This window comes from Marivita geojedonensis (assembly GCF_002115805.1).
GTDB classification, from domain to species: domain Bacteria; phylum Pseudomonadota; class Alphaproteobacteria; order Rhodobacterales; family Rhodobacteraceae; genus Marivita; species Marivita geojedonensis.
This window is the reverse complement of sequence record NZ_JFKC01000001.1, coordinates 628,221-642,567: the sequence shown is the minus strand read 5'-3', so window position 1 is coordinate 642,567 and position 14,347 is coordinate 628,221. Positions and strand designations below refer to the sequence as shown.

Sequence of the window (14,347 nt, the reverse complement as noted above, 5' to 3'; positions counted from 1 at the left end):
GATCAAATACGACAAGCGCCGATATAAACGGCGCAACCGCATCGAGATTATGTTTGGCAGGCTCAAGGATTGGCGACGCGTGGTGACACGCTATGACCGCTGTCCCAAGGTCTTCCTCTCAGCCATCGCACTCGCTGCTGTCGTGATCTACTGGTTATGAATCCTAACCCTAATGATCCGATGGCTATTCCGATCGTCACAGCAAGCTACAAATGACTATTGTTCAGCTACGCTGTAGTCCAGCCGTGCGGACACCGCATGGGTGTTGTTGTCGTAGCGCAAGAAACCTGCGCTGACCCATACTGAAGCATACCCATCATGAGACGTCTGGAAGACAACCAAAATATTTCTGCGCTTGCGGCACAACGCTTCACGGGCTTCAATCTGATCGTCATCGAAAATCTCCGCATTTAGTTATTTGGGTTCGTCCATCAGCACCTCCATCGCCGTGATTCAAGGCCAGCTTGGTGTGTGGGTTGCATCAATCGCGGACCGAAGCTTGTCGGCAGAACTTTGGCAACGCATTATTTCCGAACAGGGTTGGAGAAGTATGAGCAGGCGAATGATATCGTGAACACGGCCTTCCTGCAGCAAAACCTTTGGCCGTTCCGCTGGCATCTGGCGCTTTGTTTGTTGCTGATGGTGCTCGAGAGCGGCGCTGTTCTGTTTGTTCCCTGGTTGGGCGGATCCATCGTTGGCGGGCTGTTCGCGCAGACCGAGTTTTCGATCGGCCTGCTGGCCAGCGGCCTGATCGCTCTTCTCTTCATTCAGTCTGGACTACAGGTCCTTCAAAGACGCGTTTTGCAACGTACGATTGAGCGATTAACAGCGCAGCTGCGCATCAAGGTTTACGATCATCTACAGCGCCTGCCCTTGTCGTGGCTTGAGGACCAGAGACGAGGAGACCTCTTGTCTCTGGTGTCGCGCGAAGTGGATGTCTTGGGCGAATTCGTGACGGGATCCGTTCTTGGGATCCTGCCACAATCGATCGTTCTCGCAGGTTCTTTCGCCCTGATGCTGAAGATCGACCCCATTCTTACTGTACCGGTCATTCTTGGCGTACCAGGCTTCTACCTGTTCATGAAGCTGTTTGGTCGGCACATTCGCCCATTGGCCGGTGAGCTTCGCCATGCGTATGCAGCCTGGATTTCCCTTGCAGACGAAAACCTTTCTGTGTTGCAGGCCGTCAAGGCCTACACGCGTGAGGAACTCGAAAAGCATCGCATCACGACGCGCGTCTCACACTACCGCGCTCTGCAGGAGCGCATGGCCGCATATCAGAGCCTACTGGGACCAGCCATTAAGTTCACGGCGTCCGCCGCTGTCGTGCTCATCATCTGGTTGGCAGGTAGCAAGGTATCCCAAGGCCAAATGGGGCCCGCCGAACTGGTCAGTTTCCTGCTCTACGCGGGCCTTTTGACACGTCCCGTTGCGAGTTTTGCCGATTTGTGGGGGCAGTTCCAGCAGGCACGTGGTGCACTTCGTCACATGAATATCGTGCTCGGCATGACCCCCGAGGTCAGCGGAGGAGCCCCGCTGCCATCCCCGATAAATGGGGCACTGCGTTTCGAAAATGTGAGCTTTCGCCATGCAGGCCGCCCCCAGCTCCTAAGCGGCGTCAGTTTCGATATTTCAGCGGGCGAAACCGTGGCCATCATTGGAAAGAATGGTGCAGGCAAAAGTACGCTGGTCGATCTCCTGATGCGGTTCAGAACTCCGGACGCAGGGAAGATCTACCTTGATGGTCAGGAAATCTCGTCTCTGGAGCTTTCCGGATATCGTCAGGCCATCGCGCTTGTACCACAGCGGGTGGCGTTGATCGATGGAACGATCGCCGAAAACATCCTGTTCGGACTACCCTCCGCAGCGCGCGATCAGGTAGAACAAGCCGCGCGTGAGGCGGAGGCCTGGCCGTTCATTTCAGAGTTACCTGAAGGCCTCGATACGATCATCGGTGAAGCAGGTATCCGCCTGTCCGGAGGTCAGCGGCAACGCGTCGTCCTCGCGCGGGCTCTGCTCAAGAAACCTGCGATACTCATCCTTGACGAACCGACCGCGATGTTTGATCCGGAAGGCGAAGCAAGCTTCGTGGAAACAGCGCGCAGAGCCCTGGCGGGACGTACTGTTGTCCTGATCACGCACAGGCCCGCCAGTCTGGAGCTTGCTGATCGCATCTTGAGACTGGATGGTGGCAGGATCGAGGTGGAGCAGGGGGGCGCGAAATAGGGATTGTATGACCTATCTTACAGAAACGACCCAAGCGGCCATTTTTGCCGGCGAGATTTTTTAATTCCATGAGCCGATGATCAAAGACCCCACCCCGACACAAGAAACGGATCAGGCCAGAAATGCATGGTGGGCGCTGGTCCAACTCACTGGACCGGATCCGCGCGCGCCTGACCCGCCCGTCGACTGGCACCGGATCATCGACCTTGCAGCACGACACAAATCAGTTCTGCTTCTGCGGCGCAATCTTGAATGGCTACCGGACGCTCAGGTGCCTGATGCTGCGCGCGTCAAGCTCATCGAGATCTCCCGTGAACGCGCCTTGCGCGCCCTGGCTCTGGCACGCGAGACAGGCCTGCTAGCACAGGCATTTCGGGACGCCGGGATCACGGCTTCGGTGATGAAAAGCGCGCCCCTGTCCATGGTGATTCATGAAGATGTGGCCTTACGTGATCCGGGGGACATCGATCTCCTGATACCTCCGAGCCAAGCCAGCGAGGCTGCCTCGGTTTTAGAAACCATGGGATACAGCTCGGAGTTCAGGAAGCTTCTGGGCTCTGAGCGCCAGACAGAACGCTTGATGCGGGTGACAAATCAGCTGCTTTTTTTTGCGCCATCAAAAGGCATCGGCGTCGAGATGCATTGGCGCTGGCAAAAGGTCGAAGGCATGATGCCCACTGCCCCTCAACATGCCTGGGGCCATTCCACGGTCATTGATGGAATAGGCGAAATCCTTGTTCCCGACGGACTCGATCACTTCATTTACCTTTGCGCGCACGGATTGGCCCATGGCTGGATGCGATTGAAATGGCTGAATGATATTCGCTGGACCCTTCGAAATGGACGCCTTGTCCGGAACGACTGGCATGGTCTGGTAAATCGCGCTCACGAAATCGGGATGTCGCGCGTCGTTGGCGCCGCAATCATGATGATCACGCAAATCGATGACACCCCACTTCCCGGTCCGCTCAGGCAATTGCTTGGAGACTGTCCAAAATGCAAGGAATTGGCGGCGCAGTCTCTCACCTGGATGCTGGAAACAGCGAGCCGAGTTGACGATCCTCCTCCCCCGGGACACCCCCTCGAAATCGCCAAAGGACTGCTGCGTCACATGGAGATTTCGATGTCAGACCAGCCGAAACGGTTGACCACGCAACTGCGTGCGCTCCTGGCACCAAGCCCGCCGGAACTGGCCATGGTTGACCTTCCACATGGGCTGGAGTTTGGTTACCTGTTTGTTCGTGCTGCACGTATGCTGGGACGCTTGCGGACTGCACCGGCCAAAGGCCGCTGAACAATCGCGGTGCCCGGCTCGGCAGAACAGCGTCGCGCCGGATCGTGCGACCGAGAGCCAGAACGCTTGTCCCGTTCGCGTGTTAACTGACATATTGGCGAAGAAAGGAGCAGGCATGGTTCGTCCAACATCACAGATCCATTTTTTTCGAATGCACCCGATGTTGCAGCGAGATGCGCGCGGTGGCTGGGTTCGCTTGAGCCTGCAAGGCGACCACCCTAGCGCCTGCCGGTGGATGGGGTGTCGCGCCTCCAACGGGTTCGGGACGCCGATTTGAAAGCAAAACGTTACAGAAGTGCGGGCCTGGTTATCGAAAGCGAATTCGAATTGCCGGGACTTGTGGAGGAGATTACCGGCTTGGAACATCCTCAGCTGAGTTTTGTGCATGCCAGCCGGAAACCGTCATACCCGCGCACGCCCAAGATGACGGGGTTGAACTGGGCCTGCGATGAAACAACCTTTCATTTTGTAGTTCCCGATGTGGCCGTGTTCGAGATTTCAGCGGACGGGACGGTTTCTGTGTGGCCGCAATCCGAGGCCCATGACGACGTTGCAGCCTACCTGATCGGATCTGTGCTTGGGATTGTCCTCCACATGCGCAAGGTCGTTACCTTGCACGCAAGCGCCGTAGACATCGGGGGAAGAGCGGTCCTGTTTTGTGGAGAGTCCGGGGCTGGCAAATCCACTATGGCTGCCGCACTCCAGCGGCATGGGTTCAAGGTCTTGTGTGATGATATTTGCGCCGTCGAGTTGACAACAGATGGGGCGATTGCGCACTCAGATGGCCGCAAGCTGAAACTCTGGCAGCAATCGATCAAAATGCTTGAGATCACGAATGGCGTGACGCAGCCAGTTCTGCGAGGACTCGACAAGTACTACGTGGAATCGGGGCTCAATACGAAAGCGAGTGCCTCGATACTGGAAGTCGTCGAACTGACACGTGTACCCGGGCCTGCAATGCCGAGAATTGTTGCTCTTCCTAGTTCTGAAGCCGCGGCGGTGGTCCGAAGTCAAGCCTACAGGCCATTTCTCGTGCAAGAACTTGGGGATGAGGCGCTTTACTTCGAGGCTGCGGTGTCGATCCTACGACAGGCCAAGGTGTATCGCCTAGAGCGAGCATATGACTTTGATCAGATTAACACGACCATCGCACTGTTGCAGGAACACTGGTTATCATCCAACCAGCTTTGAAGGCTGGCCCGCCACTCTACATGTTGGGTTGCGTCGAAACAGCCAGCCTGATCCTGTACATGTTGACCTAAATCACGCCAAAGGCTATTTCAACGTGTAGGTTCCCGGTGGATGGTTGCTTTGAAGGAGTGCGTCGTTGTGGTTAATAATTGCTCAACTGAGTCGGTTGTCAAAAAAGCCTGGTCAAGGCCGTGTTTGAACGCGAGTCGAGTCAACGCAGCGGTGACAAAAACACATGTGAGCACCGACAAGAATACTTCGCATGGAACAGCCTCGTGAAGGCTGAACCGGTTTCTAGCCGAGCATATACCGCTTGCCTTGGTGTGGGACCGGACTGCAGATGCCACAATCTATTTGTGCTGGGACATACTGGATCGGGCAATTTTTTCCCTGACACGGAATACGTTCGGGAACGACGTAGCTAGGGCGACGCGCCTCACTGGAAACAAGCAATGAAATTAAGCTTGCACGATATCATCGAGAAACGCGAGCACCAGTTGGAAGCCGATATTGGCCCTGAGACACTGATGATGCGCGTGGAGAGCGGTCATTACTTCTCCGTCGAGGAAACAGGTCAAGCAATTTGGCGTTCAATTGAAGGGTCCACTTCGGTTTCCGGCATCATTGACCTTCTTTTGGCAGAATACGATGTGGATCGCGGAATTTGTGAAGTGCAGACCATGTCTTTTCTGAATGACTTGTTGGACCACGGTCTAATCATTCGCGTGGGTACCAATGAAACACTTTCCGGGAGTGGTGAGTGATGATTTACAGCAATTCAACTCGCGCGATGATCTGGAAAACGCAGGTTTCTAGTCATTTGCAAGAATCCGGGCGTGATTGACAATGATGACCGCAACCAGGCGGTTTCTACGCACACCAAGGCATCGTAAGGCGTTACTGATCGAAGCAGCGGCAGCGCTTTTGCTTGGGCGATTTCTTACGCTGTTTCCGATGCGCTTGCATACCCGGGTCTTGGGCCTTCCGATGCGGGAAACTTCACTTTTTTTGCCCATCGCGCAGATTGGTGTCGCGATGCGTGTTTCATCGGCGGTGCAACGGGCATCGATGGTGGTTCCCTTCAAGGCAGTTTGCATAGAGCAGACCTTGGCGACCCGGCTGTTGTTGAAACGGCGCGGCATACCTACGACGGCCTATTTCGGAGTTCACCGGGATGCCGAAAAGCGGACTTCGGATCCGGATGGTTTCAACGCGCATGCTTGGCTGCGCGCGGGAGAAAGAGTGATCATTGGCGGTCCGGATGTCTCCGAATATCTACCGCTCGCAAAGTTCGCATGAGGCTGGTTCGGCTTAGCCAATTGGGGTTCCCATTTCATCCGGCCAATGAAGCTCGTGGTAGCCCAGTCATGCATCGTTTGCGGGTCATCGGACGCCACGACATGTTCTCCGGACATCCCGCATGGAAACGACTGGCCGCGAAGTCTGCGATGGCCTTGCTATGGCCAATCGGATCTCTCACCACAGCGATAAGGTGCGGCCTTGAACAAAAGGCCGCACCCTCGCGCATTCTCGATGCGTGGCTGCTTGCCGTGCACTACAATATACCACCGCTGGAATATTTTCTGTACAAGCTTTGGCTACCAGAACGGCGCGCGCGTTTGGATGATTACCTCTACTGGACCGAAAACACCTCATCCTTAATGGTCCTCAACCGTGCGGCCGGGTGGTGCCCTGGTCCCTGCCCGGTTTCAGACAAGCAGCTTTTTGACACGTTTTGTACTAGGCTCGGCTTGCGGGCGCCGTCGCTCCTTGCAGTTTGGAACAGCGGCCAACAGGAAGAAGGAGGGTCGGTTCCGCGGCGCGACCTATGGCTCAAACCAGCTCGAACCAAGTCTGGCATCGGTGCGGAGCGTTGGATCTGGGTCGACGGCACATACCGGCGCAGGGACCGGGTTCTCCAGCGATCTCAGATGGAGGCACATATCGCAGGACACTCACGCACCCATGGAAAGACACTCGTCCAAACTGTTGTCAAAGCGAACAAGGAACACATTCCCTACGTCGGCGAAACACCGCTTTGTGCCAGGATCGTGACGGGTAGAAGACACGATGGCTCCGTGGAAATCATTGCTGCAGCAGTGGTCTGGCCACGACCAGGTAGTGAAGTCACGCAGGGCGGCGACATGGCCTTGATTGAAACAAGCTCCGGGCGCATCTGTGAAATCCATGAGGCAACGCAAACCTCTGCGAGCCGCGGACTTGAAGGCAAGATCCTCCCTGACTGGCAATACGTTCTTGCGGTCGTTCGCAAAGGTCATACCAATTTGCCTCATTATGTATTCTTGGGTTGGGATGTCGCCTTTGGCGATGACGGGCCGTTGCTGTTGGAAACGAATTCCGGATGGGGTAGTCTGCATCTCCAGATGATGACTGGCCGTCCCATCGCAGACACTGCTTTTGCAAGTATCGCTGCAGAGTACGTTTAGAGACTTTCATGGACGTGATTTTTGGGATCTGGAAGCTGGACGGTACCCACGTGGCGCCCGCTGATCTGACTCGAATGGGAGATGTCTTTGCATGCGCGCCCGAAACCCGACGGGCCATTAAACATCATTGCGCCGGGCAAATAGGCATGGGACGTCTCGCAATCGGTCGGAATGTCGCCGGCCTTCCCCCAACATGCGACGGTCAATTTTTGTGTGTGGCTGATGCGCGCCTCTACCGCGCCCCGGGCATAGCTGGTTCCCTCGATCTTTCCACTTCAGAGCGCGAACGTCTCTTCTGTCGATTACATGGTCAGTTTGGGAATGATGCCCCAAATCAGCTGGAGGGAGATTTTGCCTACGCAATCTGGGATGACAAGACACAGCAACTTACGCTCGCGCGCGACCATGCCGGCGTACGCCCCTTGTTCTATTTTCACAAACCGCACGATTTTTTCGCCTGGGCCTCGCACCCTGACATGATTGTTCGCAGCGGACTGGCCTCGGAAGACTTGGACGTCGAGGCCGCCATAAAAAGTTTCGTATTCGACATGTCGGATCCGGAGGGCACGCTAATTCCCGGTTTGAGACGCCTGCCCGCCGCGCATGTTCTTCGTATCTCGTCGAAAGGCCTGACAGACCAACATCGCTACTGGAAATTGAGAGCCGTAAACCCGATCAAGGATCTGTCGCATTTCGAGGACTGCGCGACACAGTTGCGAGACCTTCTAGACGCCGCTGTGAGTCGTCGCCTCCCGAAACAGGGACAAATCGGTGCACATCTGAGCGGCGGGCTGGACTCCACGGCCATTTCAGTTCTCGCCGCCCGCATCCTGGGCCAGCACAGGCGGAACCTGCATACGTATTCGTTCGTTTCTGAACTTAGAGCAGACCTCCAATTCATCGATGAGCGACCTTACGTCGATGCAACATTGCAGAGCGAGCCCAATCTCTACAATACAAAGATTACTCCGGCAGATTGTGACGATGTCATCGTCGATGCCTGGGCCGACCGACTGGAAGGATTCAAACATCAAGAGGAGAAGGTCCTGCGGGCCGCCCATCAAGATGCCGTTGACGTGATCCTGTCCGGGTGGGGCGGTGACGAGATCGTCACCTACAACGGTCGCGGCTCCTATGCCGAGTACCTTGTCAGAGGCCGCTGGCGGTTGCTGTGGGCGGAACTCAAAGGGCGTTCCGCGGTGCTTGGCACCTCGAAGGCGCGGATTTTTGCCAACGAAGTCCTGCCCTATTTTCTACCCGCAAACCTGCGAGATTTGCTGCGTCTTGCCGCTGGCAAGGAGCCCGCCATTACGCTGGATCAAAAGCTGAAGTCTTTTTTGCGCCCGGCCTTTCGCAATCGGTGGCGGGGCGACATCCGTTTGAGCGCGAATACCAAGCGCAACCGTTTGGCTCTATTTCATAGAGCGTTCACTGCATATCGCCTGGAGAGCTGGGCTCTGCAAGGCGCGCCTCACGGCATCCAGTATGCATTTCCCTTGCTTGATCGGGAACTGATCGAGTTTGCTATTCGCTTGCCAACGCCATTCTTCATGCGCGACGGGATGGGTCGGGCGATCTTCCGCGAAGCGATGCAGGATGTTCTGCCGGAAAGCGTACGAACCCGGCGCAAGAAGCTGGCGCCTTTTCCCTGCAGTCTGATGCGCCTCAGCGAGCAGAAAAGCGAATACCTGAAGGAATTGTCCGGACTGCGTCACGACCCGCGACTATCGGAGATTTTTGACTTCGATGCGGTCGAGAGGGCCCTTGACGAGATCCCTGACCCCGACGCGCTCAAAGCTTCCTTCGTTGCCGAGGCGACCGGCGGCGACGGGCCATCCATGGCTTTCGCGCTTGCGCGTGAACCAATTGAGTTCGCACGTTTTCTGACGGGACGCTTAAAGACCGAGACAGGCGCGACGGCCCGATCGGACCCGAAAGGCGGTCAAACCTGATGATGATGCATCTATCCCGTCGCTTTCGGCCTGAGGGCGTCTGTCATATCCCCGACTACAAACTTCGAGATTCTGCAAAAAATTCTCGCTGTTGCGTTTCGGCGGTTGAGAACCCAGCGTCAGGTATGAACGGGCGCCTAGCCGACGCGCATGCTTTGAACGTCGCGACACGCGACGCCGTTTGACCGCTGTGACGTGCCCGATTTCTGGGCAAGTGCACAGAAAAGGCCCCATGGATGACGGTAATCCCATTGCATAGCGGAAGCAGCTGCTTTACCCGTTCATGTATGAACGCGCACAACCAGTGCGAGATTAGATGTAACCCGGACGCCGTGAGCGCCGGTGCGGTAGCCGTGGATCCGGCGTTGTGAGCAAGCGCATTGATGATGACGTCCGGTTTCGTCTGCTGCGGCTCCTGGAAGAGCATCCGGAGAAGTCACAACGCCAGCTCTCGGACGCGTTGGGTCTCAGTCTTGGTGCGGTCAATTACGTGATCAAAGCGCTCGTCGAGAAAGGCGAAGTCAAGATCAATAACTTCCGAGCCTCCGATAACAAGCTCCGCTACGCCTATATTCTCACGCCAAGCGGGATTGACGCAAAGGCACGCCTGACGGCCGGTTTCCTCAGGCGGAAATATGCAGAGTATGAAGCGCTCAAGGCCGAGATTGAAGCGCTCGAAGCAGACATGCCCGACAAACCGTCAAAGGTCAGCGCATCGAAAGGCGCCGGATGACACGCTGTGGTCAGAGTTTGCGTTATCGGGGGTTTGAGGGGCTCTGTTGCACAAATCTCATGAGGAATTCATCTCGTGAATCCAGCGTAGTAGCCGGGATGCATGAGCAGACCCACACCCCCGACCTACAAGACCAGGAACTGGCCGGCCTACAATGAAGCGCTCAAGCGCTGGGGCTCGCTGACGATCTGGTTTGATCCCGAGATGAGCTGGGATGCTGCGCCGACAGGCAGGCGGCATGATGAGCGCAGCCATGCAACAAGATGCGTCTGCACTGATTCTTGTCACACACACTTAGCTTCTTCCATCGAGCCGAATTTGAGAACCCAATGAAAGGTACGACAGCGTCAAAAGCCCACCAAATTCCGCGGCTTGTCCTGGAGCCAGGGAGGGCTGATGCGCAATACTGGCGGGATCTATGGCACTACCGAGAGCTCTTCGCGATCCTCGCGTGGCGGGATATCGCGGTGCGCTACAAGCAGACAGTGATCGGTGTTGCATGGGCGGTCATACGGCCATTGCTGACGATGATCGTATTCACAGTTATCTTCGGACGCGTGGCGCAACTGCCTTCAGATGGAGAAGCTCCGTATGCGGCAATGGTCTTTGCCGGAATGCTCCCATGGTTCCTCTTCTCGACGATCCTCGGCGAATCCTCGAACAGCCTCCTCTCGAACTCCGCCCTTGTGGGAAAAGTCTACTTTCCTCGGCTTGTAATTCCTTCCGCCGCTGCGGTAGTGTCTTTGGTAGATTTTGCGATCAGCTTCGTTCTCATGCTATTGCTGATGTTATGGTTCTGGTTCTTTCCCGATTGGCGTTTGCTACTTTTGCCGTTCTTTGTCGTGCTTGCGGTGGCTGCTTCCCTCGGTCCGGCGCTGCTTCTTTCGGCGTTGAACGTTAAGTACAGGGACTTCCGCTACATCATTCCTTTCATCGTACAGTTTGGCCTCTACGTGTCGCCAGTTGGGTTTTCGAGTGCAAACATCCCAGAAGGATGGAGGCTCCTCTACGGCCTAAATCCAATGGTAGGGGTGATTGATGGCTTCCGTTGGTGTTTGCTGGGCGGTGAAGCGGCCATCCACTTGCCAAGTTTCGCGCTGAGCCTTGGCGTGATCGCCTTCTTCCTCTGGTACGGCATCAGGTTCTTCCGCCGCACAGAAAGAGCGTTTGCAGATTTGATCTGATGAGCGACGTTGTCATCCGCGCCGAGGGACTCGGCAAGAAGTACGTCATCGGCCACGAGACAAACGAGCGCTACACTGCGCTGCGCGACATCTTGTACAATCAGGCCGGCAAATTGATACGCTCTGCCCGCGATATGGCTGCTGGTCGCGCATTGATCGCCGGAGACCAACGCGAAGAGTTTTTCGCCCTCAAGGATCTGAACTTCGAGATCAAGCGTGGAGAGGTCGTTGGCATCATCGGCCGAAACGGTGCGGGTAAGTCGACGCTTCTCAAGGTTCTCTCACGCATTACCGAACCCAGTGAGGGCCGCTTGACGATCGAGGGCCGTGTCGCAAGCCTTCTTGAGGTCGGCACAGGGTTTCACCCTGAACTCACGGGACGCGAGAACATCTATCTGAATGGTGCAATCCTCGGCATGACGCGTGCCGAGATCAGACGCAAATACGATGAAATCGTGGACTTTGCTGGTGTGGAGAGGTTTCTTGACACGCCCGTTAAGCGCTACTCGTCCGGGATGTACGTCCGGCTCGCTTTTGCCGTGGCCGCACATCTTGAACCGGAAATTCTTGTCGTCGATGAGGTGCTGGCGGTCGGAGACGCCGAGTTCCAGAAGAAATGCCTCGGGAAAATGCAGGACGTCTCCAAGGGGGGACGAACTGTGCTGTTTGTCTCGCACCAATTGGGCATGGTATCGGCACTTTGCACCAGTGGCATGCTATTGGATCAAGGCAGTATCATCCATCGTGGACCCCTCGCCGACACTTTAAACGCGTATCAACGACATAGGCCCAATGGCGGCCCACCCACTGATTGGGGAAAAAACGCGATTGCACGCGGCGAACCGCTTGCCTTGCTTTTCGCGCAGAGCACGAAGACCGATGGCAGTGTTGAGACGCACTTTGATCACACTGATGATATTGAGTTTCGTATTGGTATCGGTCAGTATGCTCCGGTTTCGGGCGATGTGTTTCTCACAATAGCTCTACAAGATCGCTATAATAGACGTGTGTTCACGGATGAATTTCCGTTGCGTTCTCTCTTGGTTAATCAAAGCCGGGGCGAACACAGGATAGAGCTAAATGCACGCGTCCCAATGCCCCTCCTTGTCGGCGGAGATTACAGCATAATTCTCACTATCAATTCTCATGAGGGTCGGGTCTTTGATCGTCAGCCATCCGCCTTGGCCGTAACAGTTATTGATCGGGGCTCACGCATGGCGAAGTATGAATCATGGGACAATGGGCCACTCATGCCGCCGCTTATTTGGTCGCATGCTTGAGAAGAGGAGAATCCGTGATCGAGAGCAACTTGATTGGCGCCCAAGAATTATATGCTTGAGAACGGACTAACTCACATTTGCTACCAAAGTCGTCATTAGAACTATTGGAGTTCACCTATCCTCCATGCACACCAGCACCCAAACGCTTGTACAGCTGCAGTATTTTGTGATAGAGATCCCGTCTTAATGCGGAAAATAAGAAAATACTTCCAAAAGACTGTCGAATTCACTTTGCGTAATTTTTCAGAAGTGGAATTCGCTCTTGAAGGTCGTGAGAATTTCAACTGGTTTCGTCGTGTTTATCTTCGATATATGAGGATTGAAGTGGGGCAACGTTTCACTTGGGGCACTCAAATTTACCTATACACGCGCGGGAATATTTCAATTGGAGATCGAAGTGGACTTGGTAGCTTTGCCAGAATATGGAATTATGATAATATAAGCATTGGTGACGATGTTGCATGTGCTGGTGGTCTAACCTTGAATACCGCGGGGCATGACATAGACACTATGAAACCAATTGGAGCCCCAATTACTATTGGCAATCGAGTTTGGATTGGTTTGAATGTAACGATTCTGGGGGGCGTCACGATACATGATGACGCCGTTATTGCAGCTGGAAGCCTCGTTAACAAAGATGTTCCCCCAAAAACGGTCGTTGGGGGTGTGCCTGCCAAACCAATAGGAAAGGTTTCCCGCGAACCGGGTAGCGACTTTTGGAACTATACTTCTGAGAGCCCGACAAAACTATGAGGGTAGATATCCTTGCCGCCAAGATACTTTTACCGAGCCGGATCAACGCGTGAAAAACAACGCAATCAAATACTATCTGTCGGTCATTGTGTCAACGCGCGGTGCATTGCTGCAGAGTTACCATGCTGCACAACCAGCAACTGTATCTTTCAGGCAGAATGAGTCGCCCATTTTGGAGCGTTTTTCAGAGAGCTATTGCGACTGTGACATGTCTTCTTGCAACAGCAGCGATGACGACCTCCTGGACCCAATGGCCCAGCAAGCAACAGTTGATCGCTCTACTGACTTCATCGGCACTCAATCATTTGAACCCAAATTCTCTTTTGGCGTCTCGAATCGAAGCGTTTTCGACATAGCATTGAAAACTGTGAGAAAATCGACAACTTTCTAGCGCTCACAGAATTTCGCGATGTGGGAGCGTTTTTGTCATAATTCTCTCGACGCAATACTTTAGGGTCAGGATGCATTGATAACAGCGCCTGCGCGTGATTCACGCTTCGAAAAACGGAGCGCTGATATGAGTGATCTTTATTGGCTGAGCGACACGCAGATGTCGAAGCTTGAGCCCTTCTTTCCAAAGTCTCACGGCAAGCCTCGTGTGGATGACAAGCGGGTATTGAGCGGCATAATATTCCCCAAACGCAATGGCTTACGGTGGCGCGATGCGCCTGCCGTTTATGGCCCGCACAAGACCTTATACAGCCGGTGGAAGCGGTGGAGCGAGAAAGGGATTTTCGCCGGATGCTTCTGGAACTGGCCGATCAGGGCGGTAAGACTGACACGCTGATGATCGATGCGACACATCTGAAGACGCACCGTACAGCCTCAAGCCTGGGGCTGAAAAAGGGGGGCGCGGTCGCCTGATCGGGCGCACCAAGGGCGGTATGAATTCGAAACTGCACGCGGTTACAGACGCAGCTGGCCGTCCGCTGCGGATGTTTCTGACGGCTGGCCAGCGGAGTGATTACATCGGCGCACGGGCACTGCTGGACGGGCTTCCTCCCGCCGAACACATGCTGGCGGACCGCGGATACGACGCGGACTGGTATCGAGAAGCCCTGGAAGACAAGGGGATTACGCCGTGCATCCCTTCCAGAAAGAGCCGCAAGGTTCCGATCCCCCATGACGAGGCGCTGTACCGAAAGCGCCACAAGATCGAGAACAGCTTCGCTCGGCTCAAGGACTGGCGGCGCGTCGCGACACGCTATGACAGGTGCCCAAAGGTCTTTCTGTCAGCATGCGCTCTGGCCGCAGTTGTCATGTTCTGGTTATGAATCCTGACCCTAA

General features: G+C 55.1%; 13 protein-coding genes and 2 pseudogenes. All 15 read left to right on the top strand.

All coding sequences use genetic code 11. The features are described from left to right. On the top strand, positions 1-160 hold a 160-nt coding region (locus MGEO_RS03135), incomplete at its 5' end, for a transposase (protein ID WP_143746220.1). A 353-nt stretch (positions 161-513) separates the two neighbouring features. Beyond that, positions 514-2,226 (top strand): ABC transporter ATP-binding protein, encoded by a 1,713-nt coding sequence (locus tag MGEO_RS03130; RefSeq protein ID WP_146132401.1) that lies wholly within the window; start codon positions 514-516, stop codon positions 2,224-2,226. A gap of 76 nt (positions 2,227-2,302) precedes the next feature. Continuing rightward, on the top strand, positions 2,303-3,520 hold the full coding sequence (locus MGEO_RS03125; protein ID WP_085635212.1) for a nucleotidyltransferase family protein: 1,218 nt from the start codon (positions 2,303-2,305) through the stop codon (positions 3,518-3,520). Positions 3,521-3,793: 273 nt separating this feature from the next. Next, positions 3,794-4,711 (top strand): HPr kinase/phosphorylase, encoded by a 918-nt coding sequence (locus MGEO_RS03120; RefSeq protein ID WP_143746219.1) that lies wholly within the window; start codon positions 3,794-3,796, stop codon positions 4,709-4,711. A gap of 452 nt (positions 4,712-5,163) precedes the next feature. Beyond that, on the top strand, positions 5,164-5,475 hold the full coding sequence (locus tag MGEO_RS03115) for a PqqD family peptide modification chaperone (RefSeq protein WP_085635210.1): 312 nt from the start codon (positions 5,164-5,166) through the stop codon (positions 5,473-5,475). An 82-nt stretch (positions 5,476-5,557) separates the two neighbouring features. Next, a complete protein-coding gene (locus MGEO_RS03110; protein WP_085635209.1) occupies positions 5,558-6,010 on the top strand; it encodes a lasso peptide biosynthesis B2 protein in 453 nt (150 codons plus the stop codon). Positions 6,011-6,111: 101 nt separating this feature from the next. Beyond that, entirely contained in the window at positions 6,112-7,158 is a 1,047-nt protein-coding gene (locus tag MGEO_RS03105) for a sugar-transfer associated ATP-grasp domain-containing protein (protein ID WP_233139557.1), read from the top strand. An 8-nt stretch (positions 7,159-7,166) separates the two neighbouring features. Continuing rightward, positions 7,167-9,110 (top strand): asparagine synthetase B family protein, encoded by a 1,944-nt coding sequence (locus MGEO_RS03100; protein ID WP_085635207.1) that lies wholly within the window; start codon positions 7,167-7,169, stop codon positions 9,108-9,110. Between the two features lie 367 nt (positions 9,111-9,477). Continuing rightward, complete coding sequence (locus tag MGEO_RS03095; protein ID WP_198948075.1) at positions 9,478-9,843, top strand: MarR family EPS-associated transcriptional regulator; 366 nt, start codon at positions 9,478-9,480, stop codon at positions 9,841-9,843. Positions 9,844-9,945: 102 nt separating this feature from the next. After that, positions 9,946-10,119: pseudogene (locus tag MGEO_RS21095) on the top strand (IS5/IS1182 family transposase); the annotation flags it as partial. A gap of 53 nt (positions 10,120-10,172) precedes the next feature. Beyond that, positions 10,173-11,027 (top strand): ABC transporter permease, encoded by an 855-nt coding sequence (locus MGEO_RS03085; RefSeq protein WP_085635205.1) that lies wholly within the window; start codon positions 10,173-10,175, stop codon positions 11,025-11,027. Beyond that, positions 11,027-12,307, top strand: a complete 1,281-nt coding sequence (locus MGEO_RS03080; RefSeq protein WP_085635204.1) for an ABC transporter ATP-binding protein — start codon at positions 11,027-11,029, stop codon at positions 12,305-12,307. Before MGEO_RS03085 ends, MGEO_RS03080 begins: the two co-directional genes overlap by 1 nt. Before the next feature lie 186 nt (positions 12,308-12,493). Beyond that, the gene (locus MGEO_RS03075; RefSeq protein ID WP_085635203.1) at positions 12,494-13,060 is read left to right on the top strand and encodes an acyltransferase; all 567 of its coding nucleotides are present in this window, start codon (positions 12,494-12,496) and stop codon (positions 13,058-13,060) included. Positions 13,061-13,109: 49 nt separating this feature from the next. Then, complete coding sequence (locus MGEO_RS21090; protein WP_143746218.1) at positions 13,110-13,451, top strand: hypothetical protein; 342 nt, start codon at positions 13,110-13,112, stop codon at positions 13,449-13,451. A gap of 126 nt (positions 13,452-13,577) precedes the next feature. Beyond that, positions 13,578-14,334: pseudogene (locus MGEO_RS03070) on the top strand (IS5 family transposase). Positions 14,335-14,347: the final 13 nt, after the last annotated feature.

What these genes read in the sequence shown, in the direction of transcription:
- MGEO_RS03125 (WP_085635212.1), top strand. Translation starts at nt 2,303, where the DNA reads ATGATCAAAGACCCCACCCCGACACAAGAAACGGATCAGGCCAGAAAT.
- MGEO_RS03115 (WP_085635210.1), top strand. Translation starts at nt 5,164, where the DNA reads ATGAAATTAAGCTTGCACGATATCATCGAGAAACGCGAGCACCAGTTG.
- MGEO_RS03110 (WP_085635209.1), top strand. Translation starts at nt 5,558, where the DNA reads ATGATGACCGCAACCAGGCGGTTTCTACGCACACCAAGGCATCGTAAG.
- MGEO_RS03105 (WP_233139557.1), top strand. Translation starts at nt 6,112, where the DNA reads ATGTTCTCCGGACATCCCGCATGGAAACGACTGGCCGCGAAGTCTGCG.
- MGEO_RS03100 (WP_085635207.1), top strand. Translation starts at nt 7,167, where the DNA reads ATGGACGTGATTTTTGGGATCTGGAAGCTGGACGGTACCCACGTGGCG.
- MGEO_RS03085 (WP_085635205.1), top strand. Translation starts at nt 10,173, where the DNA reads ATGAAAGGTACGACAGCGTCAAAAGCCCACCAAATTCCGCGGCTTGTC.
- MGEO_RS03080 (WP_085635204.1), top strand. Translation starts at nt 11,027, where the DNA reads ATGAGCGACGTTGTCATCCGCGCCGAGGGACTCGGCAAGAAGTACGTC.
- MGEO_RS03075 (WP_085635203.1), top strand. Translation starts at nt 12,494, where the DNA reads ATGCGGAAAATAAGAAAATACTTCCAAAAGACTGTCGAATTCACTTTG.